This is a genomic window from Pseudomonas sp. TMB3-21 (assembly GCF_054898145.1).
In genome coordinates this window covers 2169104-2192849 of sequence record NZ_CM142718.1, presented here as the reverse complement: position 1 = coordinate 2192849, position 23746 = coordinate 2169104, and the positions used below count along the sequence as shown (strand labels likewise).

Sequence of the window (23746 nt, the reverse complement as noted above, 5' to 3'; positions counted from 1 at the left end):
GGCGGAGCAGAGAGCGGACAATCCTGCCCCGCTCTCGATTCGCGTCACGTGTTATTCGGTTTCCAGATCGATATCGATGCCGAGGGAACGAATTTCCTTGATCAACACGTTGAAAGACTCGGGCATGCCCGGCTCCATACGGTGATCGCCATCCACGATGTTTTTGTACATCTTGGTACGGCCGTTCACATCGTCCGACTTCACTGTGAGCATTTCTTGCAGAGTGTAAGCAGCACCATATGCTTCCAGTGCCCAGACCTCCATCTCCCCGAAACGCTGACCACCGAACTGTGCCTTACCACCCAGCGGCTGCTGGGTAACCAGGCTGTACGAACCGGTAGAACGAGCGTGCATCTTGTCGTCTACCAAGTGGTTCAGCTTCAGCATGTACATGTAGCCAACAGTAACCGGGCGCTCGAACTTGTTGCCGGTACGGCCGTCAGTCAGCTGCATCTGGCCGCTTTCCGGCAGGTCTGCCAGTTTCAGCATGGCCTTGATTTCGCTTTCCTTGGCACCGTCGAACACTGGAGTGGCCATTGGAACGCCGCCACGCAGGTTCTTCGCCAGATCCAGGATTTCCTGGTCGGAGAAGCTATCCAGATCTTCGTTACGACCGCCGATCTGGTTGTAGATCTCGTCGAGGAATTTACGAAGCTCGGCGACTTTGCGCTGCTCTTCGATCATCCGGTTGATCTTCTCGCCCAGACCTTTAGCCGCGAGGCCGAGGTGAGTTTCGAGGATCTGACCAACGTTCATACGCGAAGGTACGCCCAACGGGTTGAGGACGACATCGACCGGTGTGCCATTGGCATCGTGCGGCATGTCTTCAACCGGCATGATCACGGAGACCACACCTTTGTTACCGTGACGACCAGCCATCTTGTCGCCCGGCTGGATGCGACGACGGATTGCCAGGTAAACCTTGACGATTTTCAGCACGCCTGGAGCCAGGTCATCGCCCTGCTGCAGTTTGCGCTTCTTGTCTTCGAACTTGTCGTCCAGCAGACGGCGGCGATCAACGATGTAGGCCTGAGCCTTCTCGAGCTGATCGTTCAGAGCATCTTCAGCCATGCGCAGTTTGAACCACTGACCATGCTCAAGACCGTCGAGCACTTCGTCGGTGATTTCCTGACCTTTCTTCAGACCGGCGCCGCCTTCAGCCTTGTGGCCTACCAGAGCGGAACGCAGACGTTCGAAAGTGGCGCCTTCAACGATACGGAACTCTTCGTTCAGGTCCTTGCGGATCTCGTCGAGTTGAGTCTTCTCGATCGACAGTGCACGAGCATCACGCTCAACGCCGTCGCGAGTGAAGACCTGTACGTCGATCACAGTACCTTTGGTGCCGGTAGGCACACGCAGGGAAGTGTCTTTAACGTCGCTGGCTTTTTCACCGAAGATGGCACGCAGCAGCTTCTCTTCCGGAGTCAGTTGGGTCTCGCCTTTCGGAGTGACCTTACCTACCAGAATGTCGCCTGCGCCTACTTCAGCACCTACGTAAACGATACCGGCTTCGTCCAGTTTGTTCAGTGCAGCTTCACCCACGTTCGGGATGTCTGCCGTGATTTCCTCAGGCCCAAGCTTGGTGTCACGCGCCACACAGGTCAGTTCCTGGATGTGGATCGTGGTGAAGCGATCTTCCTGAACCACACGCTCGGACAGGCAGATGGAGTCTTCGAAGTTGAAGCCGTTCCATGCCATGAACGCGATGCGCATGTTCTGGCCCAGAGCCAGTTCACCCATGTCGGTGGACGGACCGTCGGCCATGATGTCGCTACGCTGAACCCGATCACCTTTACGCACCAGCGGACGCTGGTTGATGCAGGTGTTCTGGTTGGAGCGGGTGTATTTGGTCAGGTTGTAGATGTCGACACCAGCTTCGCCGGTTTCAACTTCATCATCAGCAACACGAACCACGATACGGCTGGCGTCGACGGAATCGATAACGCCGCCACGACGAGCCACGACGCAAACGCCGGAGTCACGAGCTACGTTACGCTCCATGCCGGTACCGACCAGCGGCTTGTCAGCGCGCAGGGTTGGTACAGCTTGACGCTGCATGTTCGAACCCATCAACGCACGGTTGGCGTCATCGTGCTCGAGGAACGGGATCAGCGACGCTGCGACCGAAACTACCTGCTTCGGCGACACGTCCATCAAGGTGACGTCTTCCGGCGCCTTGACGGTGAACTCGTTCAAGTGACGAACCGCTACCAGCTCATCGATCAGGACTTTCTTGTCGTTCATCGTGGCCGAAGCCTGAGCGATCACGTGATCGGCTTCTTCAATGGCGGACAGGAAAACGATCTCGTCGGTGACCAGAGCATCTTTCACCACACGGTACGGGCTCTCAAGGAAGCCGTACTGGTTGGTGCGCGCATAGGCAGCCAGGGAGTTGATCAGACCGATGTTCGGACCTTCCGGCGTTTCAATCGGGCATACACGACCATAGTGAGTCGGGTGTACGTCACGAACTTCAAAGCCAGCACGCTCACGAGTCAAACCGCCAGGGCCGAGTGCAGACACACGACGCTTGTGGGTGATCTCGGACAGCGGGTTGTTCTGGTCCATGAACTGCGAGAGCTGGCTGGAACCGAAGAACTCTTTCACCGCCGCAGCAACTGGCTTGGCGTTGATCAGGTCTTGCGGCATCAGGCCTTCGCTTTCAGCCATCGACAGACGCTCTTTGACCGCACGCTCTACACGTACCAGGCCAACGCGGAACTGGTTCTCGGCCATTTCGCCTACACAGCGAACACGACGGTTACCCAGGTGGTCGATGTCATCGACGATGCCTTTACCGTTACGGATGTCGACCAGAGTCTTCAGAACCGCGACGATGTCTTCTTTGCACAGCACGCCCGAACCTTCGATCTCGGTACGACCGATACGACGGTTGAACTTCATCCGGCCGACCGCAGACAGGTCATAGCGCTCAGGGCTGAAGAACAGGTTGTTGAACAGAGTCTCGGCAGCGTCTTTGGTTGGCGGCTCGCCTGGACGCATCATGCGATAGATCTCGACCAGCGCTTCCAATTGGTTGCTGGTGGAATCGATCTTCAGAGTGTCGGAGACGAACGGACCGCAGTCGATATCGTTGGTGTACAGAGTTTCGATACGAACAACCTGGGACTTGGCGATTTTTGCCAGGATTTCGGTGTTCAGCTCGGTGTTGCACTCAGCCAGGATTTCGCCGGTTGCCGGATGCACGATGGCCTTGGCAGTAGTGCGACCCAGGACGTAGTCCAGAGGCACTTCCAGGGTTTTGAGACCGGCTTTTTCGATCTGGTTGATATGGCGCGCAGTGATGCGACGACCAGCCTCAACGATGACCTTGCCCTTCTCGTCCTGAATATCAAGAACCGCAATTTCACCACGCAGACGCGAAGCAATCAGTTCCAGGCTGAGGGTTTCGCCGCTCAGATGGAAGACATTGGTGGTGTAGAACGCGTCAAGCACTTCTTCAGTGGTATAGCCGAGCGCGCGCAGCAGTACCGATGCCGGCAGCTTGCGACGACGGTCGATACGCACGAATACGCAGTCTTTCGGGTCGAACTCGAAGTCCAGCCACGAACCGCGGTATGGAATGATGCGCGCGGAGTAAAGCAGTTTGCCGGAGCTATGCGTCTTGCCGCGGTCGTGGTCAAAAAACACGCCCGGGGAACGGTGCAGCTGGGAAACGATTACACGCTCGGTACCGTTGATTACGAAGGTACCGTTTTCAGTCATCAGGGGGATTTCACCCATGTAGACTTCTTGCTCTTTGATGTCCTTGATCGCTTTGTTCGACGATTCTTTGTCGAAAATGATCAGGCGCACTTTTACCCGCAAAGGTACGGCGTAAGTCACACCGCGCAACACGCATTCTTTGACATCAAATGCCGGTTCGCCCAGGCGATAACCGACGTACTCCAGCGCAGCATTGCCGGAGTAGCTGATGATCGGGAAAACGGATTTGAAGGCCGCATGCAGGCCCACGTCGCGGAACTGATCTTTAGTCGCTCCCGCCTGCAAGAATTCACGATACGAATCCAGCTGGATTGCCAAGAGATACGGCACATCCATGACGTCCGGCAACTTGCTAAAGTCCTTGCGGATACGTTTTTTCTCAGTATATGAGTAAGCCATCAGCGTTCCCCAGCTTGGTCACCTGCTTGTTTGGCCCCTCCCGACGGGAGCAGCCAGAAAATCTTGCAAACCCCATGGTTTGCGCCACCGCATCGGGTGGTTACAGCTCGCTACCAGCATCGACCCAGTCGGTTGCCAATAACGGAAAAAGGCCGGTGGCAAGAGCCACCAGCCATCAGCCTTTTGCTTAACGCTTGGGCTGGAGGTGCAAAGTCGATGCTTACTTCAGCTCGACTTTAGCGCCTGCTTCTTCCAGAGTGACCTTGGCTTTGTCAGCTGCGTCTTTCGATACAGCTTCCAGAACCATGCCAGGAGCGCCGTCAACTACAGCCTTGGCTTCTTTCAGGCCCAGACCGGTCAGTTCACGTACTGCCTTGATCACGTTAACTTTCTTCTCGCCAGCTTCCAGCAGCATGACGTTGAATTCAGTTTGTTCTTCAACAACGGCAGCAACAGCAGCTGGACCAGCGGAAGCAGCGGCAGCAGATACGCCGAACTTCTCTTCCATGGCCTTGATCAGCTCAACGATTTCCAGAACGGATTTTTCGCCGATTGCTTCGATGATTTGGTCGTTAGTCAGAGACATGACTATAAATTCCTGTATTGGGGTGACAGCCTACGCGGCCATCGAAATAAACAATAAACGCTGAAAGTAGTTGCGTAGCCTTAGGCTGCGGCAGCTTCTTTCTGGTCGCGAAGGGCCGCCAGAGTACGAGCCAATTTGCTGGTTGCGCCTTGAATCACGCTCATCAGCTGAGAAATTGCTTCGTCACGGGTCGGCAGACTTGCCAGTACGTCGATCTGATTAGCTGCGAGGAACTTGCCCTCGAACGCAGCTGCCTTGATCTCGAACTTATCCTGACCTTTTGCGAATTCTTTGAAGATACGAGCAGCAGCGCCCGGATGTTCTTTCGAAAATGCAATCAAGGTCGGGCCAGTGAACACGTCGTTGAGCACGTCATATTGAGTGCCAGCAACGGCGCGCTTCAGCAGGGTGTTACGTACAACACGTACGTAAACGCCAGCTTCACGAGCCTCTTTACGGAGTCCGGTCATAGCGCTCACTGTCACGCCGCGGGCATCAGCCACAACAGCAGACAGGGCAACATTGGCAGCCTCGTTGACTTCAGCGACGATGGCCTTCTTGTCTTCGAGTTTAATTGCCACGGGTTTAACTCCTGCTTGTTACCGTTTCATCCAGCCGGAGCCGGATGTCGTTTTGGTGTCTGATTCGGTAAGGAACCGGGAGCACCATCTGCGTAGGCTTGAGGTTTAAGACTTGCGTCGCCTACGGTCTTGGATAGCCCCCGCCAGGCAGGGACCCCAATTTTTCAACTGACGCGATCACTCGCGCCAGTCTGTGTCTCACGCGTCGAGCGAGCCTTGGTCGATGACCAGACCTGGGCCCATGGTAGTGCTCAGGGTAACGCGCTTGACGTAAATGCCTTTCGAGGAAGCTGGCTTGATACGCTTCAAATCAGCGATCAGGGCTTCAACGTTTTCCTTCAGCTTGACAGCGTCGAAACCGACCTTGCCAACCGAAGTGTGGATGATGCCGTTTTTGTCTGTGCGATAACGAACCTGACCAGCCTTGGCGTTTTTAACCGCTGTAGCTACGTCTGGAGTTACGGTACCGACTTTAGGGTTAGGCATCAGACCACGTGGGCCGAGGATCTGACCCAACTGACCAACAACGCGCATTGCATCCGGGGATGCGATAACTACGTCATAGTTCAGGTCGCCGCCTTTCATTTCGGCAGCCAGATCGTCCATACCTACACGGTCAGCGCCGGCAGCCAGAGCGGCCTCAGCAGCTGGACCCTGGGTGAACACGGCAACGCGAACAGTCTTGCCAGTGCCGTGCGGCAGCACAGTAGCGCTACGAACGACCTGGTCGGATTTACGCGGGTCAACACCCAGGTTCACAGCTACGTCGAACGACTCGCTGAACTTTACAGTCGACAATTCAGCCAGCAGAGCAGCAGCGTCTACAAAGTTGTAGGACTTGCCTGCTTCGATTTTGTCGGCGATAGCCTTTTGACGCTTGGTCAACTTAGCCATTACACACCCTCCACGTTAAGGCCCATGCTACGAGCAGAACCGGCGATAGTGCGCACGGCTGCATCCATATCAGCTGCAGTCAGATCCGCGTTTTTGGTTTTCGCGATTTCTTCCAGCTGAGCACGGGTCACGGTGCCAACCTTAACGGTGTTCGGACGAGCGGAACCGCTAGTCAGACCAGCCGCCTTCTTCAGCAGAACCGAAGCAGGGGTGGATTTGGTTTCAAAAGTGAAGCTACGGTCGCTGTAGACAGTGATGATCACTGGAGTCGGCAGGCCTGGCTCAATACCCTGAGTACGGGCGTTGAAAGCTTTGCAGAACTCCATGATGTTCACGCCGTGCTGACCCAGTGCAGGACCAACAGGTGGGCTTGGGTTAGCCTGAGCGGCCTTCACTTGCAGCTTGATGTAAGCGGTAATCTTCTTGGCCATGAGGCACTCCAATTACGGGTTCGAACGCCTCGAAAGGCTCCCCGGTTACTTGCGCGTTTATCCCAGTGACGACAAAACCCCACAGCCTAGGGCTGCGGGGTTGGGATGCTTGCTCAGCTAGACTTTTTCGACCTGGCTGAACTCTAACTCTACCGGAGTAGAGCGACCGAAAATGAGCACTGCCACTTGGATGCGACTCTTTTCGTAATTAACCTCTTCAACCGTGCCGGTAAAATCAGCAAACGGTCCGTCGTTGACACGCACCGACTCGCCTGGCTCGAACAACGTCTTCGGCTTCGGCTTGTCGCTACCATCAGCAACACGACGCAGAATCGCTTCTGCCTCTTTATCTGTGATAGGTGCAGGCTTATCAGCAGTACCACCGATAAAACCCATCACCCGAGGAGTATCCTTGACCAAGTGCCAGGTACCCTCATTCATGTCCATCTGGACCAGCACATAACCTGGGAAGAACTTGCGCTCGCTTTTGCGTTTCTGGCCATTACGCATTTCAACCACTTCTTCAGTGGGAACCAGAATTTCGCCGAAGCCATCTTCCATGCCAGCCAGCTTTACGCGCTCTACCAACGAGCGCATGACATGCTTCTCGTAACCGGAGTAAGCATGCACAACGTACCAACGCTTAGCCACGGGACACCCTTAGCCGACAATCAAGGAAACAAGCCAGCCGAGCAGGGAATCAAGACCCCACAACAGCAACGCCATAACCAGAACAACAGCCACTACGATCAATGTGGTCTGCGTGGTTTCTTGGCGAGTTGGCCAAACGACTTTACGAATCTCGGTGCGAGCTTCCTTAACCAGTACAAAGAAAGACTTGCCCTTGGCAGTCTGCAGGCCTACAAAGGCAGCTACAGCAGCAATGGCAAGCAAAGCTAGTACGCGGTACAGGATCGGCGAAGCAGAGTAATACTGATTGCCAACAACGCCAACAACCACCAAGGCGACTACTACTAGCCACTTGAGCAGATCGAAGCGAGAGCCTTGAGCTTCAGCTTTAGGAGTCATCTATGAAGATCCTGTGAAAAGAAAGCCAAACCCACCAAGTGAATCTGGCAGGTCAGGAGGGAATCGAACCCCCAACCTACGGTTTTGGAGACCGTCGCTCTGCCAATTGAGCTACTGACCTAAAACAAAATCAGGCCGACCATTATGCCGGCCCGAAAAAGACATTACAACAACTTACTCGATGACTTTTGCCACAACCCCAGCGCCGACGGTACGACCGCCCTCACGGATTGCAAAGCGCAAACCATCTTCCATCGCAATGGTTTTGATCAGGGTAACGGTCATCTGAACGTTATCCCCAGGCATCACCATCTCAACACCTTCGGGCAACTCACAGTTACCGGTCACATCAGTCGTACGGAAGTAGAACTGTGGACGGTAGCCCTTGAAGAATGGCGTATGACGACCACCCTCCTCTTTGCTCAAAACGTAAACTTCTGCAGTAAACTTGGTGTGCGGCTTGACGGTACCGGGCTTGACCAGAACCTGGCCACGCTCAACATCATCACGCTTGGTACCGCGGAGCAATACCCCGCAATTCTCACCAGCACGACCTTCGTCGAGCAATTTGCGGAACATTTCGACGCCAGTACAAGTCGTTTTGACAGTATCACGAAGACCTACAATCTCAACTTCTTCCTGAATGCGTACAATGCCACGCTCTACACGACCCGTTACAACAGTACCGCGACCAGAAATCGAGAAAACATCCTCGATCGGCATCAGGAACGGCTTATCAATAGCTCGCTCCGGCTGCGGAATGTAGCTATCCAGAGTCTCAACCAAACGCTTGACAGCAGTCGTGCCCATCTCGTTATCGTCTTGACCGTTCAACGCCATCAGCGCCGAACCAATGATGATCGGAGTGTCATCACCTGGGAAATCATAAGTGCTCAACAGATCGCGCACTTCCATCTCTACGAGCTCGAGCAGCTCAGCATCATCGACCATGTCAGCCTTGTTAAGGAAGACAACGATGTACGGAACGCCAACCTGACGGGAGAGCAGAATGTGCTCACGGGTTTGAGGCATCGGACCATCAGCGGCCGAGCAAACCAGAATCGCACCATCCATCTGAGCCGCGCCGGTAATCATGTTTTTTACGTAGTCGGCGTGACCAGGACAGTCAACGTGTGCGTAGTGACGCACTGCCGAATCGTACTCAACGTGAGCAGTGTTGATGGTAATACCGCGAGCTTTTTCTTCAGGGGCGCTATCGATCTTGTCGAAGTCAACCTTTGCCGAACCGAAAACTTCGGAGCAGACACGGGTCAAGGCAGCAGTCAAAGTAGTTTTACCGTGGTCAACATGACCAATGGTACCCACATTGACGTGCGGCTTGTTACGTTCGAACTTTTCCTTAGCCATCAAGATCACCCTCAGGAGAAGAATTGAGCAGGCCAAACAAGCCATTAAAACAAAGGCAGATATTTTCATATCTGCCTTGTTATATGGAGCTCTTGAGCGGATTTGAACCGCTGACCTCACCCTTACCAAGGGTGTGCTCTACCAACTGAGCTACAAGAGCGAAACACTTTGCAGGATCTGCAAACTTGGAGCGGGTAGCGGGAATCGAACCCGCATCATCAGCTTGGAAGGCTGAGGTTCTACCACTAAACTATACCCGCGAGGCTTGCAGCTCTCGCTAAAAATGGTGGAGGGGGAAGGATTCGAACCTTCGAAGTCGTAGACGTCAGATTTACAGTCTGATCCCTTTGGCCGCTCGGGAACCCCTCCTAAGCGAGCCGGCATTCTATATCATGCCGACCTTCTGTCAAGCATTTTCTCATTAAAAACCTGAGGTTAGCTGCATTGACATCACTTCTCAGCGTCAACCTGTAAAGGTCTTCACTGCGAAGCGGGCGCCATTCTATGCAAACTATTGGGCAGGTGCAACCCCCTCACACGGCATTATTTTATGTTTTAACTCATTGAATTCTCTGGAAAGGTTTTGCAACTGCACGTCACCCAACCAGCGCCGACTCTCGGGGGCTACGCGAACCCAATATCCGTTCAATTCTGGGAGGTCTTTCGCCAGGGACTGGAAGTTGATCTCCATCCCGATTAAACGTCGCTCCACTGCCTGAGCGACCTCTTGCCGGCCATAGCCACCAAGATATAAACAACTGTTATTAGTCGGTACTGTTTTGGCCGTATCGGCTTTTGCCTCGACCGTCTCGCTAAGCAGCTTTATATCCTGCTGCCCACCCCGGTATAAGCTCAATGGTGTGACATCTTTTGCACGCAGAGGAGCCTCTTGCTGATGCCAGATGTAGTAGAACACGTTGAGAACAAGCAGCAGCAGGAACAACCAACGCATAAAGACCTCAGGACAAAGGACACGCCATAGCCAAGCCGACAAACACTAGATCCGGAACCACTCTAGCCTCTGGGACGATTCCAGAAACAAGATCAGCATCTCCGCCAGTCAGAAACACTGAATAGTCCGCTCCCCAATAGCTGCGCGCCAAGTCAAGCTGTGTCAGGACAAAGCCTCGCAACATCAATGAGCATCCCCGCTCGACTGCCTCGACGGTAGTTCGCCCAGGCACGAGACTTTCCAGAGCCCGTTCGGCAGCGAGGTCGCCGTAACGTATCTTGCGTGTATGCGTGCGCAGTTGATTCCGCATCAAGGGTATTCCGGGACAGATGAATCCCCCCAGATGCTCACCATCACTACTTACGAAATCTGCCGTTACCGCAGTACCGAAATCAAGCACGAGACATGCGCCCCGAGCCAAATGGTACCCGCCAAGCATTGCGAGCCAGCGATCAAGCCCCAAACGCTCAAAATCCTCATAGCCATTGCGAACCCCACCCATTTCACGAGCGGGGATCGCGCTCGCCACGGAAACGCTAAACGTCTCCTCCAGAAGGGATATCAATGCACTCGTCTCTTCCTCTGTTCTGACACTGACTAACCGACAGTACCGCAGTGAGAGCACGGGAAGTGCCTGAAGGCTCTCCAGCAAGGCCGCATTGGAATCAACGACCCCCTCGCCAATCGTTTGCCGGACGTTGGTTGTGATCACCCGCCACTTGATAAAACTATTTCCGCAGTCGAGCTCAAGAATCATCGCGCAACCTCAGACTGAGCTCACCGCCACTAAATACTTTTTCCACACCACCCACCTTCAGGCGAAGAGCACCCTGACTATCAATACCCAACACCTCACCATCTATCTGGTTAGATCCGGCAGTCAGTGAGACTAAACGACCTTGCCATAAATGATTCTGCTCCCACTCGCGCTGGATCGCAGTGAATCCGCCAACCTGATGTCGATCCAAATATTTCTGCAGCGTGACTCCCAAGAGCGCGACCAGTGCGTTGCGGTCAAATAGCCGACCAGACTCCAGCTTCATTGACGTCCACTGCTGATCAACCTCATCTGCGGACTGCATGTTCACATTGATACCAACACCCAGGACCACGTGACAAACATCAGCAGGATCGCCTACCAACTCAAGCAGAATCCCTGCAATCTTCTTTTGGCCGACGAGTAGATCGTTGGGCCACTTCAAGCCCGCACTCTGAACCCCCGACTCTCTTAGCGCTTGCAGGACGGCCAACCCTACAACAAGGCTCAAGCCCTCGAGCTGTCGCATGCCACCTTGAATCCGCAGCACGAGACTGTAATAGATATTTTCAGCAAAAGGACTCACCCACTTGCGACCGCGCCGGCCCCGCCCCGCAGTTTGCCTCTCGGCAAGCACCAAAAAAGGCGCAGCCTCCCCGCGCTGTATTGCGCGTAGCGCTTCAGCATTTGTGGAGTCAATCGAATCGAAAACCAGGATAGGCCAATCGCAGGAAGCCGACTGGCGCCTTATCGCATCCGCGTCGAGTAGCGTTAGCGGCGCAGCCAACTGATAACCACGCCCCCGAACCTTATGGATAGACAAACCGAGCTCAGCCTCAAGATGTTGAAGTTGCTTCCACACAGCACTGCGACTGACGCCCAACGCAGCGCCCAGAGTCTGGCCCGAATGGAATCGGCCATCTTTAAGTAGCTTTAACAACGTCAGCATGCAAGCCTCGCCCCACAATGAGGCCCGCATGATAGCCATGCTCCGCGCGGTTGCATATGTTGGGCTATATTTTCCGGCAGGTCACTTTCCTTCGGCCAAAACAAAACCCCTACCTGCATACGCAGATAGGGGTTTCGGAATTTAATCTTGACGATGACCTACTCTCACATGGGGAAACCCCACACTACCATCGGCGATGCATCGTTTCACTGCTGAGTTCGGGATGGGATCAGGTGGTTCCAATGCTCTATGGTCGTCAAGAAATTCGGGTACTGAGTCGTGGCCAGCTGGCCGCGCTTCAGCAAATTGGGTATGTGACAGCTTTCGGTGTTTGTGAGCATCGAACTTTCGGTTCATCTCGTCTTCACACACCGCAATCTGGTGCTCATTAGAGCAAGCAAATTGCTTGGGTGTTATATGGTCAAGCCTCACGGGCAATTAGTATTGGTTAGCTCAACGCCTCACAGCGCTTACACACCCAACCTATCAACGTCGTAGTCTTCGACGGCCCTTCAGGGGACTCAAGGTCCCAGTGAGATCTCATCTTGAGGCTAGTTTCCCGCTTAGATGCTTTCAGCGGTTATCTATTCCGAACATAGCTACCCGGCAATGCCACTGGCGTGACAACCGGAACACCAGAGGTTCGTCCACTCCGGTCCTCTCGTACTAGGAGCAGCCCCTCTCAAATCTCAAACGTCCACGGCAGATAGGGACCGAACTGTCTCACGACGTTCTAAACCCAGCTCGCGTACCACTTTAAATGGCGAACAGCCATACCCTTGGGACCGGCTTCAGCCCCAGGATGTGATGAGCCGACATCGAGGTGCCAAACACCGCCGTCGATATGAACTCTTGGGCGGTATCAGCCTGTTATCCCCGGAGTACCTTTTATCCGTTGAGCGATGGCCCTTCCATACAGAACCACCGGATCACTAAGACCTACTTTCGTACCTGCTCGACGTGTCTGTCTCGCAGTCAAGCGCGCTTTTGCCTTTATACTCTACGACCGATTTCCGACCGGTCTGAGCGCACCTTCGTACTCCTCCGTTACTCTTTAGGAGGAGACCGCCCCAGTCAAACTACCCACCATACACTGTCCTCGATCCGGATAACGGACCTGAGTTAGAACCTCAAAGTTGCCAGGGTGGTATTTCAAGGTTGGCTCCACGCGAACTGGCGTCCACGCTTCAAAGCCTCCCACCTATCCTACACAAGCAAATTCAAAGTCCAGTGCAAAGCTATAGTAAAGGTTCACGGGGTCTTTCCGTCTAGCCGCGGATACACTGCATCTTCACAGCGATTTCAATTTCACTGAGTCTCGGGTGGAGACAGCGCCGCCATCGTTACGCCATTCGTGCAGGTCGGAACTTACCCGACAAGGAATTTCGCTACCTTAGGACCGTTATAGTTACGGCCGCCGTTTACCGGGGCTTCGATCAAGAGCTTCGCGTTAGCTAACCCCATCAATTAACCTTCCGGCACCGGGCAGGCGTCACACCCTATACGTCCACTTTCGTGTTTGCAGAGTGCTGTGTTTTTAATAAACAGTCGCAGCGGCCTGGTATCTTCGACCGGCATGAGCTTACGGAGCAAGTCCTTCACCCTCACCGGCGCACCTTCTCCCGAAGTTACGGTGCCATTTTGCCTAGTTCCTTCACCCGAGTTCTCTCAAGCGCCTTGGTATTCTCTACCCAACCACCTGTGTCGGTTTGGGGTACGGTTCCTGGTTACCTGAAGCTTAGAAGCTTTTCTTGGAAGCATGGCATCAACCACTTCGTGTTCTAAAAGAACACTCGTCATCAGCTCTCGGCCTTAAGATCCCGGATTTACCTAAGATCTCAGCCTACCACCTTAAACTTGGACAACCAACGCCAAGCTGGCCTAGCCTTCTCCGTCCCTCCATCGCAATAACCAGAAGTACAGGAATATTAACCTGTTTTCCATCGACTACGCTTTTCAGCCTCGCCTTAGGGACCGACTAACCCTGCGTCGATTAACGTTGCGCAGGAAACCTTGGTCTTTCGGCGTGGGTGTTTTTCACACCCATTGTCGTTACTCATGTCAGCATTCGCACTTCTGATACCTCCAGCAAGCTTCTCAACTCACCTTCACAGGCTTACAGAACGCTCCTCTACCGCATCACCTAAGTGATACCCGTAGCTTCGGTGTATGGTTTGAGCCCCGTTACATCTTCCGCGCAGGCCGACTCGACTAGTGAGCTATTACGCTTTCTTTAAAGGGTGGCTGCTTCTAAGCCAACCTCCTAGCTGTCTAAGCCTTCCCACATCGTTTCCCACTTAACCATAACTTTGGGACCTTAGCTGACGGTCTGGGTTGTTTCCCTTTTCACGACGGACGTTAGCACCCGCCGTGTGTCTCCCATGCTCGGCACTTGTAGGTATTCGGAGTTTGCATCGGTTTGGTAAGTCGGGATGACCCCCTAGCCGAAACAGTGCTCTACCCCCTACAGTGATACATGAGGCGCTACCTAAATAGCTTTCGAGGAGAACCAGCTATCTCCGAGCTTGATTAGCCTTTCACTCCGATCCACAGGTCATCCGCTAACTTTTCAACGGTAGTCGGTTCGGTCCTCCAGTTAGTGTTACCCAACCTTCAACCTGCCCATGGATAGATCGCCCGGTTTCGGGTCTATTCCCAGCGACTAGACGCCCTATTAAGACTCGCTTTCGCTACGCCTCCCCTATTCGGTTAAGCTCGCCACTGAAAATAAGTCGCTGACCCATTATACAAAAGGTACGCAGTCACCCAACAAAGTGGGCTCCCACTGCTTGTACGCATACGGTTTCAGGATCTATTTCACTCCCCTCTCCGGGGTTCTTTTCGCCTTTCCCTCACGGTACTAGTTCACTATCGGTCAGTCAGTAGTATTTAGCCTTGGAGGATGGTCCCCCCATATTCAGACAAAGTTTCTCGTGCTCCGTCCTACTCGATTTCATGACTAAGAGATTTTCGCGTACAGGGCTATCACCCACTATGGCCGTACTTTCCAGAACGTTCCGCTAATCTCAAAGCCACTTAAGGGCTAGTCCCCGTTCGCTCGCCACTACTAAGGGAATCTCGGTTGATTTCTTTTCCTCAGGGTACTTAGATGTTTCAGTTCCCCTGGTTCGCTTCTTAAGCCTATGTATTCAGCTTAAGATACCTAACTTATGTTAGGTGGGTTCCCCCATTCAGACATCTCCGGATCAAAGTCTGTTTGCCGACTCCCCGAAGCTTTTCGCAGGCTACCACGTCTTTCATCGCCTCTGACTGCCAAGGCATCCACCGTATGCGCTTCTTCACTTGACCATATAACCCCAAGCAATCTGGTTATACTGTGAAGACGACATTCGCCGAAAATTCGATAATACTCAATTAAGAGCAACTCACAAATTTTACCTTAGCCTGATCCCACACCAGTGAAAGTGTGGTCCAGTCTATCTTTCTATCACATACCCAAATTTTTAAAGAACGAACTAGTCAAAGACTAGAAATCAACATTCACCATCGAACCGATGGAATGCTCATTTCTAAGCTTTATACAATCAGAAGCAGTAGTGGTGGAGCCAAACGGGATCGAACCGTTGACCTCCTGCGTGCAAGGCAGGCGCTCTCCCAGCTGAGCTATGGCCCCGTATTACTACAGGTTCCCACACAAAATTGGTGGGTCTGGGCAGATTCGAACTGCCGACCTCACCCTTATCAGGGGTGCGCTCTAACCAACTGAGCTACAGACCCAATTTCGGGCTGCTTCTAAATCGTCTTTTCCAATGAATCAAGCAATTCGTGTGGGAGCTCATGGAGCAGCTGATGTCGTCGATTAAGGAGGTGATCCAGCCGCAGGTTCCCCTACGGCTACCTTGTTACGACTTCACCCCAGTCATGAATCACACCGTGGTAACCGTCCCCCCGAAGGTTAGACTAGCTACTTCTGGTGCAACCCACTCCCATGGTGTGACGGGCGGTGTGTACAAGGCCCGGGAACGTATTCACCGCGACATTCTGATTCGCGATTACTAGCGATTCCGACTTCACGCAGTCGAGTTGCAGACTGCGATCCGGACTACGATCGGTTTTCTGGGATTAGCTCCACCTCGCGGCTTGGCAACCCTCTGTACCGACCATTGTAGCACGTGTGTAGCCCAGGCCGTAAGGGCCATGATGACTTGACGTCATCCCCACCTTCCTCCGGTTTGTCACCGGCAGTCTCCTTAGAGTGCCCACCATTACGTGCTGGTAACTAAGGACAAGGGTTGCGCTCGTTACGGGACTTAACCCAACATCTCACGACACGAGCTGACGACAGCCATGCAGCACCTGTCTCAATGTTCCCGAAGGCACCAATCCATCTCTGGAAAGTTCATTGGATGTCAAGGCCTGGTAAGGTTCTTCGCGTTGCTTCGAATTAAACCACATGCTCCACCGCTTGTGCGGGCCCCCGTCAATTCATTTGAGTTTTAACCTTGCGGCCGTACTCCCCAGGCGGTCAACTTAATGCGTTAGCTGCGCCACTAAGAGCTCAAGGCTCCCAACGGCTAGTTGACATCGTTTACGGCGTGGACTACCAGGGTATCTAATCCTGTTTGCTCCCCACGCTTTCGCACCTCAGTGTCAGTATCAGTCCAGGTGGTCGCCTTCGCCACTGGTGTTCCTTCCTATATCTACGCATTTCACCGCTACACAGGAAATTCCACCACCCTCTACCATACTCTAGCTTGTCAGTTTTGAATGCAGTTCCCAGGTTGAGCCCGGGGATTTCACATCCAACTTAACAAACCACCTACGCGCGCTTTACGCCCAGTAATTCCGATTAACGCTTGCACCCTCTGTATTACCGCGGCTGCTGGCACAGAGTTAGCCGGTGCTTATTCTGTCGGTAACGTCAAAACAGCAAAGTATTAATTTACTGCCCTTCCTCCCAACTTAAAGTGCTTTACAATCCGAAGACCTTCTTCACACACGCGGCATGGCTGGATCAGGCTTTCGCCCATTGTCCAATATTCCCCACTGCTGCCTCCCGTAGGAGTCTGGACCGTGTCTCAGTTCCAGTGTGACTGATCATCCTCTCAGACCAGTTACGGATCGTCGCCTTGGTGAGCCATTACCTCACCAACTAGCTAATCCGACCTAGGCTCATCTGATAGCGCAAGGCCCGAAGGTCCCCTGCTTTCTCCCGTAGGACGTATGCGGTATTAGCGTCCGTTTCCGAGCGTTATCCCCCACTACCAGGCAGATTCCTAGGCATTACTCACCCGTCCGCCGCTCGCCACCAGGTACAAGTACCCGTGCTGCCGCTCGACTTGCATGTGTTAGGCCTGCCGCCAGCGTTCAATCTGAGCCATGATCAAACTCTTCAGTTCAAACATCTTTGGGTTTTTAAGAAACCCTAAACTTGGCTCAGCAATCGTTGGTTACATCTTTGATTTCTCGCGGAGTAACTTGTGATGCTGATAATCTTGTTGACTATCAGTCTGACTCCACAAGCACCCACACGAATTGCTTGATTCAGTTGTTAAAGAGCGGTTGGTTAAGATCTTTCGTCTCAACCGAGGCGCGCATTCTACAGCGCTCCGTGTTTCTGTCAAGCGATTATTTTAAGAAGTTTTCAAAGTTTCGCTTGGAAATCCTCAACAACTTCAACCACTTGCGCTTCCGATCTCTCGTTAGCGGGAGGCGAATTCTACAGCGTTACTCGCTGCTGTCAACACCTCTTTTTCTCCGCTTTCGACCGAGAAGATCGAATCGTCAAAAGAGCAACACCGCTCTTTCAACTCCTTCCAGGCTTCGATGATCTGAAGAAAGCCGTTGTCGAAAACCGCGTAACTCATTGTTTACCAAGGAGTTTTCCGTTTCGACTGCGCCGGAAGTGGTGCGAATTATAGACTTCCAGAATCTGCCGTCAACCCCTAATTTATGCTTTATTCAGATTTAAGCGTAATCCGCGCAAATGCCTTCTTACCGGCCTGGCAAACATGGGTCGCGCCCACTGCGCATATAAAGGTGCGATCAACAACTTCACCATCTATACGCACACCACCGGAATTGAGCAGATCACGGGCCACAGCTGAATTTTTCACCAGCCCCGCCTTATTAAGGACAGCAGCGATCGGCATATCTTCAGCGGCAGTCAGTTCGATCTCAGGCAGATCATCCGGCAGCTCGCCTTCTTTCATACGGTTGCCCGCTGCCCGGTGAGCATTGGCCGCAGCCTCCTCACCATGGAAGCGCGCCACAATCTCTTCAGCCAGCTTGATTTTGATATCACGCGGATTGGCACCCGCCTCGACATCCGCACGGAATGCATTGATTTCATCCATCGAACGAAAGCTGAGCAGCTCGAAGTAACGCCACATCAGCGCATCAGGAATGGAAACCAGCTTGCTATACATAACGCCAGGCGCTTCCTGAATACCGACATAGTTGCCCAACGACTTGGACATCTTCTTCACGCCATCCAGACCTTCAAGCAACGGCATCGTCAAAATGCACTGTGGCTCCTGACCATACCCGCGCTGCAGCTCGCGCCCCATCAGCAGGTTGAATTTCTGATCAGTCCCGCCCAGCTCGACATCCGCACGCAAAGCGACCGAGTCATAACCCTGTACCAGCGGATAGAGAAACTCATGAATAGCGATTGGCTGGTTAGTTGTGTAGCGCTTGTCGAAGTCATCGCGCTCCAGCATGCGAGCTACGGTGTACTGCGACGTCAGGCGAATGAAATCGGCCGGCCCCATCTGATCCATCCAGGTGGAGTTGAAAGCCACTTCGGTCTTGGCCGGATCAAGAATCTTGAAGACCTGGGTCTTGTAGGTTTCCGCGTTTTCGAGAACCTGCTCGCGGGTCAGAGGAGGACGGGTCGCACTCTTACCGCTCGGATCACCAATCATCCCGGTGAAGTCACCTATAAGGAAGATCACCTGATGCCCCAGCTCCTGGAACTGGCGCAGCTTATTAATAAGCACGGTGTGACCGAGGTGCAGATCCGGTGCGGTTGGGTCGAAGCCTGCTTTAATACGTAGCGGTTGGCCACGTTTGAGCTTTTCAATCAGCTCGGACTCGACCAACAACTCTTCCGCACCACGTTTGATCAGCGCTAGCTGCTCTTCAACCGACTTCATAACAGACCCGTAAGGCTTGAATTCAAAGGGAACCAACCATACAAGATCGCGCGCCAAATACAAAATCTGGCCGGCGCAATGACGCCAATCCGCTGGCAGAGTGTTCGCGGACTTGCTTCAGCGATGATTTGGTTATATTTTATACAGTTATTTCATCTTCATCATGTCATTCATCTTTTCCAATCCATCTTTTTCAAAGTCAAAATTACCTATGACCAAAGAATCGTCTAAAGCGCCACCGCTTTACCCGAAGACCCACCTGCTAGCAGCAAGCGGTATTGCCGCCCTTCTGAGCCTGGCCCTTCTGGTATTCCCATCCAGCGACGTTGAAGCAAAAAAGACAACCCTGAGCCTTGAACTGGAAAGCCCTGCTGAACAACTGACACAGGATCAAGACGCCGCTGAAGCCGTTCAAGCCACAAATGAGCCGGCAGAATCGCCGTTTGCGCAGATTGAAAACACTGCCGAAGATGCCCCGCAAACAGCCGAAGCAACTCCAGCGTCCGAGCCCGAGCCGGTCGTTGAAGAGCAGAAGGCGCCAAATCACAGGGAAGTCGTGGTTGCCAGAGGCGATACGCTCTCTACCCTGTTCGAGAAAGTAGGCCTTCCAGCCACTTCGGTGCATGAGGTATTGGCCAGCGACAAGCAGGCCAGGCAATTCAGCCAGCTGAAACGCGGCCAGAAACTCGAATTCGAACTCAATCCGGAAGGCCAGCTGACCAACCTGCACAGCAAAGTCAGCGACCTGGAAACCATCACCCTGACCAAGAACGACAAGGGTTACGCGTTTAATCGCATTACCACCAAACCCACCGTTCGCTCGGCATATGTGCACGGCGTGATCAACAGTTCGCTGTCGCAATCGGCAGCACGGGCAGGCTTGTCGCACAGTCTGACCATGGACATGGCCAGCGTGTTTGGCTACGACGTCGACTTCGCCCAGGACATCCGTCAAGGTGACGAATTTGACGTCATCTACGAACAGAAAGTTATCAACGGCAAGCCTGTCGGCAATGGTCCGATCCTTTCCGCACGCTTCACCAACCGCGGCAAGACTTACACCGCTGTGCGTTACACCAATAAACAAGGCAATAGCAGTTACTACACTGCTGATGGCAACAGCATGCGCAAGGCGTTCATCCGTACCCCGGTTGACTTCGCTCGCATCAGCTCGAAATTCTCCATGGGCCGCAAGCACCCGATCCTGAACAAGATCCGTGCCCACAAAGGTGTCGACTACGCAGCCCCGCGCGGCACGCCAATCAAGGCTGCCGGTGACGGCAAGGTATTGCTGGCCGGTCGCCGCGGCGGTTATGGCAACACCGTGATCATCCAGCACGGCAATACTTACCGCACCCTGTACGGCCACATGCAAGGCTTCGCCAAAGGCGTGAAAACCGGTGGCAGCGTAAAGCAAGGCCAGGTGATCGGTTACATCGGCACCACGGGTCTCTCAACCGGCCCGCACTTGCACTACGAGTTCCAGGTCAACGGCGTACACGTCGATCCATTGGGGCAGAAAGTAGCCATGGCTGATCCGATCTCGAAAGGCGAGCGCTCACGCTTCCTGGCTCAGAGCAAACCGTTGATGGCGCGCATGGATCAAGAGAAATCCACCATGCTGGCTTCGAAGCGTTAAGTCATGGCGCTCTATATAGGCGTGATGTCCGGCACCAGCCTTGATGGACTGGACATTGCGCTAATCGAGCTGACCCCGGTGATCAAGCTGATCGCCACGCATTACATTCCCATGCCCGACAACCTGCGCATCGAGCTGCTCGGCTTGTGCGCCAGCGGGCCAGACGAGATCGCCCGCTCCGCCATTGCCCAGCAGAACTGGGTGAAGCTGGCCGCGCAAGGCATTCACACGCTCCTCGACCAGCAACTGCTGAAACCTGAAGACATTCGCGCGATTGGCAGCCACGGCCAGACCATTCGCCACGAACCGGCGCGCGGTTTTACCGTGCAGATCGGCAATCCTGCCCTGCTGACAGAGCTGACCGGCATCACCGTCGTTGGCGATTTTCGCAGTCGCGATGTCGCAGCAGGTGGCCAAGGCGCCCCTCTGGTACCCGCCTTTCATGAAGCGCTATTTGAAGAACAGGCCGGCAACCGTGCAGTGTTGAATGTTGGCGGCTTCAGCAATCTCAGCCTGATCGAACCAGGCAAGCCCGTGGCGGGTTTCGACTGCGGACCGGGCAATGTGTTGCTGGATGCCTGGATCCACCAGCAGCGCGGCGACAATTTCGATCGCGACGGCCAATGGGCTGCTACGGGCAGCGTTCAACCCGCTTTGTTGAAAGCATTGCTCAGCGATCCGTTCTTCTTCACACAAGGTCCGAAAAGCACAGGGCGCGAAGTATTCAACCTGCCGTGGCTGACGCGGAAGCTGTCACAGTTGCCGCAGTTTGCCCCCCAAGACGTGCAGGCCACCCTGCTTGAACTGACGGCACAGACCATCATCGAATCGCTGCGAAGCGCCCAGTCGGATACCCGTGAACTACTGGTCTGCGGCGGAGGCGCGCATAACGCCACGTTGATGAACAGGCTGGCGACGCTCTTGCCCAACGCAAAAGTCAGCAGCACTGACGCTTATGGAGTAGATCCGGACTGGGTCGAAGCGATGGCGTTCGCATGGCTGGCTCATTGTTGCCTGGAGGGTATTGCGGCCAATCGCCCAAGCGTCACCGGCGCCCGGGGCTTGCGGGTACTCGGCGCGATTTACCCCGCCTGACTTCTCCGAGAAATTACACACAGCAAAACGCCGCAGAGCTTTAAGGCCCTGCGGCGTTTTGTAATGCAGAGTGTTATCAGATCGAGAACGAAGACCCGCAACCACAGGTGGTGCTGGCATTCGGGTTCTTGATCACGAACCGCGAACCTTCCAGACCTTCCTGATAATCCACCTCGGCACCCGCCAGGTACTGGAAACTCATTGGATCGACCACCAGACTCACACCTTCGCGCTCGACGATGGTGTCGTCATCGGCCACTTCCTCATCGAAAGTGAAACCGTACTGAAAACCTGAACAACCGCCACCCGTAACAAATACGCGCAGCTTCAAGCGATCATTCCCCTCTTCATCGACCAGGCTCTTCACTTTGTGCGCAGCACCGTGAGTGAATTGCAAAGCCGTGGGGGTGAAGGATTCGACGCTCATGCTGACTATCTCCCGGCGTTACGCCGCCATAATGCGTGATGACGCGCATTATCCGCTTCTCCTAGAAAATCGGTCAACTATTGTTACGGTATATCAATCGAACCAAACACCAATCCTAAATGCAAAAAGGCCCTTCCGAGGGCCTTTGTGCTGAGTTCAAACCGGTGTTACGGCAGCATGCCTGCATGAGACAGACCGAAGCGCTCGTCCAGACCGAACAGGATGTTCATGTTCTGCACCGCTTGCCCCGACGCGCCTTTGACCAGATTGTCGATGACCGAGAGCACGACCACCAGATCACCGTCCTGAGGACGATGTACAGCGATGCGGCACACATTGGCACCACGCACGCTGCGGGTTTCCGGATGACTGCCGGCCGGCATCACATCGACGAACGGTTCGTTGGCATAACGCTTTTCAAACAGCGCCTGCAGATCCACCGAGCGATCGACAACGCTTGCGTACAGTGTCGAGTGGATGCCGCGAATCATCGGCGTCAGGTGCGGCACGAACGTCAAACCGACGTCCTTGCCGGCGGCACGACGCAGGCCCTGGCGAATTTCCGGCAAATGACGATGCCCTTTGACCGCGTAGGCCTTCATGCTTTCTGAAGTCTCGGCGTACAGCGAACCGACAGAAGCGCCACGACCGGCGCCACTGACACCGGATTTGCAATCGGCGATCAGACGCGTGGTGTCGGCCAGACCGGCTTCGAGCAATGGCAGGAACCCCAGCTGAGTGGCCGTCGGGTAGCAACCCGGCACCGCGATCAGACGCGCCTGCTTGATCTGCTCACGATTGACTTCCGGCAGACCGTAGACCGCCTCTTCCAGCAGCTGCGGCGCACCGTGCGGCTGACCGTACCACTTGGCCCACTCATCGGCGTCCTGCAGACGGAAATCGGCGGACAGATCGATGACCTTCGTGCCCGCGGCCAGCAACTCGCCAGCCAGAGCGTGGGCAACACCGTGCGGCGTGGCGAAGAACACCACGTCGCAAGCGCCGAGAGTTTTCACGTCCGGCACGCTGAATGCCAGACCGTCGTAGTGGCCGCGCAGGTTCGGGTACATGTCAGCCACGGCCAGACCGGCCTCGGATCGGGAAGTGATCACGACCACTTCTGCTTGCGGATGCTGTGCCAACAGACGCAACAGTTCGACACCGGTGTAACCCGTACCGCCGACGATACCGACCTTGACCATAAACCTGCCCTCAACGAACCCACTGGAAAGCCGTCGATAATAGGGGCCGCGCGCCCCTGCGACAACCGCCAAGGTGACGTGCGGCCGCTCTACCCTCTACTATCGTGGCTACCGTGAACCTGGGAATAACTAAAAATGCTCTATCTGTGGCTAAAAGCGTTTCACATCATCAGCATGGTCTGCTGGTTTGCCGGCCTGTTCTACCTGCCGCGACTGTTCGTCTATCACGCTCAAAGTGAGGATACGGTCAGCAAGGAACGCTTCAGCGTCATGGAGCGCAAGTTGTACCGCGGCATCATGGGTCCGGCGATGATCGCCACGCTGATTTTCGGTATTGCGCTGATCTACCTCAACCCGAGCATATTCAGCCAGGGCGGGTGGATTCACGCCAAACTGACCCTGGTCGTGCTGCTGATTGGCTACCACCACATGTGCGGCGCGCAGGTAAAACGCTTTGCCCGTGGCGAAAACACCCGCAGCCATGTCTTTTATCGCTGGTTCAATGAAGTGCCGGTTCTGATATTGCTGGCTATCGTAATTCTCGTCGTCGTTCGGCCGTTCTAACTTAAATCGGCACCACTTATCGGGGTACT

Annotated in this window: 17 protein-coding genes, 6 tRNA genes and 3 rRNA genes; 3 read left to right on the top strand and 23 right to left on the bottom strand. The window is 54.2% G+C overall.

From position 1 onward, the window contains the following. Positions 1–51 precede the first annotated feature (51 nt). From rpoB to tyrS, 21 genes are all read right to left on the bottom strand, one after another. Positions 52–4125 (bottom strand): DNA-directed RNA polymerase subunit beta, encoded by a 4074-nt coding sequence (rpoB, locus tag ACYZTS_RS10100; RefSeq protein ID WP_461995662.1) that lies wholly within the window; start codon positions 4123–4125, stop codon positions 52–54. Between the two features lie 220 nt (positions 4126–4345). Further along, on the bottom strand, positions 4346–4711 hold the full coding sequence (gene rplL / locus ACYZTS_RS10095) for a 50S ribosomal protein L7/L12 (RefSeq protein WP_028621540.1): 366 nt from the start codon (positions 4709–4711) through the stop codon (positions 4346–4348). 80 nt (positions 4712–4791) lie between these two features. Further along, on the bottom strand, positions 4792–5292 hold the full coding sequence (rplJ, locus tag ACYZTS_RS10090; RefSeq protein WP_028621539.1) for a 50S ribosomal protein L10: 501 nt from the start codon (positions 5290–5292) through the stop codon (positions 4792–4794). A 198-nt stretch (positions 5293–5490) separates the two neighbouring features. Then, positions 5491–6186, bottom strand: coding sequence for a 50S ribosomal protein L1 (rplA, locus tag ACYZTS_RS10085; protein ID WP_028621538.1), 696 nt, complete (start codon positions 6184–6186; stop codon positions 5491–5493). Further along, positions 6186–6617 (bottom strand): 50S ribosomal protein L11, encoded by a 432-nt coding sequence (gene rplK, locus ACYZTS_RS10080; protein WP_003210097.1) that lies wholly within the window; start codon positions 6615–6617, stop codon positions 6186–6188. Before rplK ends, rplA begins: the two co-directional genes overlap by 1 nt. A gap of 117 nt (positions 6618–6734) precedes the next feature. Further along, positions 6735–7268, bottom strand: a complete 534-nt coding sequence (gene nusG, locus ACYZTS_RS10075) for a transcription termination/antitermination protein NusG (RefSeq protein WP_007896622.1) — start codon at positions 7266–7268, stop codon at positions 6735–6737. Positions 7269–7277: 9 nt separating this feature from the next. Then, complete coding sequence (secE, locus tag ACYZTS_RS10070) at positions 7278–7646, bottom strand: preprotein translocase subunit SecE (protein WP_009045851.1); 369 nt, start codon at positions 7644–7646, stop codon at positions 7278–7280. Positions 7647–7691: 45 nt separating this feature from the next. Beyond that, a tRNA-Trp gene (locus ACYZTS_RS10065) sits at positions 7692–7767 on the bottom strand. Between the two features lie 53 nt (positions 7768–7820). After that, positions 7821–9014, bottom strand: a complete 1194-nt coding sequence (tuf, locus tag ACYZTS_RS10060; protein WP_028621537.1) for an elongation factor Tu — start codon at positions 9012–9014, stop codon at positions 7821–7823. An 84-nt stretch (positions 9015–9098) separates the two neighbouring features. Continuing rightward, positions 9099–9174: transfer RNA gene (locus ACYZTS_RS10055), tRNA-Thr, on the bottom strand. 26 nt (positions 9175–9200) lie between these two features. Continuing rightward, a tRNA-Gly gene (locus tag ACYZTS_RS10050) sits at positions 9201–9274 on the bottom strand. 24 nt (positions 9275–9298) lie between these two features. Beyond that, a tRNA-Tyr gene (locus ACYZTS_RS10045) sits at positions 9299–9383 on the bottom strand. Between the two features lie 142 nt (positions 9384–9525). Then, positions 9526–9966, bottom strand: coding sequence for a hypothetical protein (locus ACYZTS_RS10040; RefSeq protein ID WP_461995658.1), 441 nt, complete (start codon positions 9964–9966; stop codon positions 9526–9528). Between the two features lie 7 nt (positions 9967–9973). Continuing rightward, positions 9974–10723, bottom strand: coding sequence for a pantothenate kinase (locus tag ACYZTS_RS10035; RefSeq protein ID WP_461995656.1), 750 nt, complete (start codon positions 10721–10723; stop codon positions 9974–9976). Further along, positions 10713–11672 (bottom strand): bifunctional biotin--[acetyl-CoA-carboxylase] ligase/biotin operon repressor BirA, encoded by a 960-nt coding sequence (gene birA / locus ACYZTS_RS10030; protein WP_461995654.1) that lies wholly within the window; start codon positions 11670–11672, stop codon positions 10713–10715. Before birA ends, ACYZTS_RS10035 begins: the two co-directional genes overlap by 11 nt. Before the next feature lie 145 nt (positions 11673–11817). Then, positions 11818–11933 (bottom strand): 5S ribosomal RNA (gene rrf / locus ACYZTS_RS10025). 156 nt (positions 11934–12089) lie between these two features. Next, positions 12090–14981, bottom strand: a 23S ribosomal RNA gene (locus ACYZTS_RS10020). 249 nt (positions 14982–15230) lie between these two features. Continuing rightward, positions 15231–15306: transfer RNA gene (locus ACYZTS_RS10015), tRNA-Ala, on the bottom strand. A gap of 27 nt (positions 15307–15333) precedes the next feature. Then, positions 15334–15410 (bottom strand) — tRNA-Ile (locus ACYZTS_RS10010). Between the two features lie 83 nt (positions 15411–15493). Then, positions 15494–17032 (bottom strand): 16S ribosomal RNA (locus ACYZTS_RS10005). Together the 16S, 23S and 5S rRNA genes with 2 tRNA genes alongside form the textbook arrangement of a ribosomal RNA operon. Positions 17033–17590: 558 nt before the next feature. Continuing rightward, positions 17591–18790, bottom strand: a complete 1200-nt coding sequence (gene tyrS / locus ACYZTS_RS10000) for a tyrosine--tRNA ligase (RefSeq protein ID WP_461996394.1) — start codon at positions 18788–18790, stop codon at positions 17591–17593. A gap of 211 nt (positions 18791–19001) precedes the next feature. Here tyrS and ACYZTS_RS09995 point away from each other — a divergent pair, with 211 nt between their 5' ends. Both ACYZTS_RS09995 and ACYZTS_RS09990 read left to right on the top strand, forming a co-directional pair. After that, complete coding sequence (locus ACYZTS_RS09995) at positions 19002–20429, top strand: peptidoglycan DD-metalloendopeptidase family protein (RefSeq protein WP_461995652.1); 1428 nt, start codon at positions 19002–19004, stop codon at positions 20427–20429. 3 nt (positions 20430–20432) lie between these two features. Further along, on the top strand, positions 20433–21524 hold the full coding sequence (locus ACYZTS_RS09990; RefSeq protein WP_461995650.1) for an anhydro-N-acetylmuramic acid kinase: 1092 nt from the start codon (positions 20433–20435) through the stop codon (positions 21522–21524). A gap of 76 nt (positions 21525–21600) precedes the next feature. On the opposite strand, the gene erpA is transcribed toward ACYZTS_RS09990, so the two are convergent. Further along, positions 21601–21951: an iron-sulfur cluster insertion protein ErpA gene (erpA, locus tag ACYZTS_RS09985; RefSeq protein ID WP_007947969.1), complete on the bottom strand. Its 351-nt coding sequence runs from the start codon at positions 21949–21951 to the stop codon at positions 21601–21603. A 167-nt stretch (positions 21952–22118) separates the two neighbouring features. Further along, positions 22119–23153: an N-acetyl-gamma-glutamyl-phosphate reductase gene (argC, locus tag ACYZTS_RS09980; RefSeq protein ID WP_028621475.1), complete on the bottom strand. Its 1035-nt coding sequence runs from the start codon at positions 23151–23153 to the stop codon at positions 22119–22121. Positions 23154–23288: 135 nt separating this feature from the next. Between argC and hemJ the strand changes: the two genes are divergently transcribed. Further along, positions 23289–23717 carry a protoporphyrinogen oxidase HemJ gene (gene hemJ / locus ACYZTS_RS09975; RefSeq protein WP_028621476.1) on the top strand — a complete coding sequence of 143 codons (429 nt, stop codon included), beginning with the start codon at positions 23289–23291 and terminating at the stop codon, positions 23715–23717. Positions 23718–23746 lie beyond the last annotated feature (29 nt).

Bases quoted from the DNA above. Each gene is read 5' to 3' on its own strand.
- birA (WP_461995654.1), bottom strand. From the start codon at position 11,672: ATGCTGACGTTGTTAAAGCTACTTAAAGATGGCCGATTCCATTCGGGC.
- ACYZTS_RS10040 (WP_461995658.1), bottom strand. From the start codon at position 9,966: ATGCGTTGGTTGTTCCTGCTGCTGCTTGTTCTCAACGTGTTCTACTAC.
- ACYZTS_RS09995 (WP_461995652.1), top strand. From the start codon at position 19,002: ATGACCAAAGAATCGTCTAAAGCGCCACCGCTTTACCCGAAGACCCAC.
- argC (WP_028621475.1), bottom strand. From the start codon at position 23,153: ATGGTCAAGGTCGGTATCGTCGGCGGTACGGGTTACACCGGTGTCGAA.
- rplA (WP_028621538.1), bottom strand. From the start codon at position 6,186: ATGGCTAAGTTGACCAAGCGTCAAAAGGCTATCGCCGACAAAATCGAA.
- hemJ (WP_028621476.1), top strand. From the start codon at position 23,289: ATGCTCTATCTGTGGCTAAAAGCGTTTCACATCATCAGCATGGTCTGC.
- ACYZTS_RS09990 (WP_461995650.1), top strand. From the start codon at position 20,433: ATGGCGCTCTATATAGGCGTGATGTCCGGCACCAGCCTTGATGGACTG.
- erpA (WP_007947969.1), bottom strand. From the start codon at position 21,951: ATGAGCGTCGAATCCTTCACCCCCACGGCTTTGCAATTCACTCACGGT.
- secE (WP_009045851.1), bottom strand. From the start codon at position 7,646: ATGACTCCTAAAGCTGAAGCTCAAGGCTCTCGCTTCGATCTGCTCAAG.
- rplK (WP_003210097.1), bottom strand. From the start codon at position 6,617: ATGGCCAAGAAGATTACCGCTTACATCAAGCTGCAAGTGAAGGCCGCT.
- tuf (WP_028621537.1), bottom strand. From the start codon at position 9,014: ATGGCTAAGGAAAAGTTCGAACGTAACAAGCCGCACGTCAATGTGGGT.
- rpoB (WP_461995662.1), bottom strand. From the start codon at position 4,125: ATGGCTTACTCATATACTGAGAAAAAACGTATCCGCAAGGACTTTAGC.
- tyrS (WP_461996394.1), bottom strand. From the start codon at position 18,790: ATGAAGTCGGTTGAAGAGCAGCTAGCGCTGATCAAACGTGGTGCGGAA.
- rplL (WP_028621540.1), bottom strand. From the start codon at position 4,711: ATGTCTCTGACTAACGACCAAATCATCGAAGCAATCGGCGAAAAATCC.
- ACYZTS_RS10035 (WP_461995656.1), bottom strand. From the start codon at position 10,723: ATGATTCTTGAGCTCGACTGCGGAAATAGTTTTATCAAGTGGCGGGTG.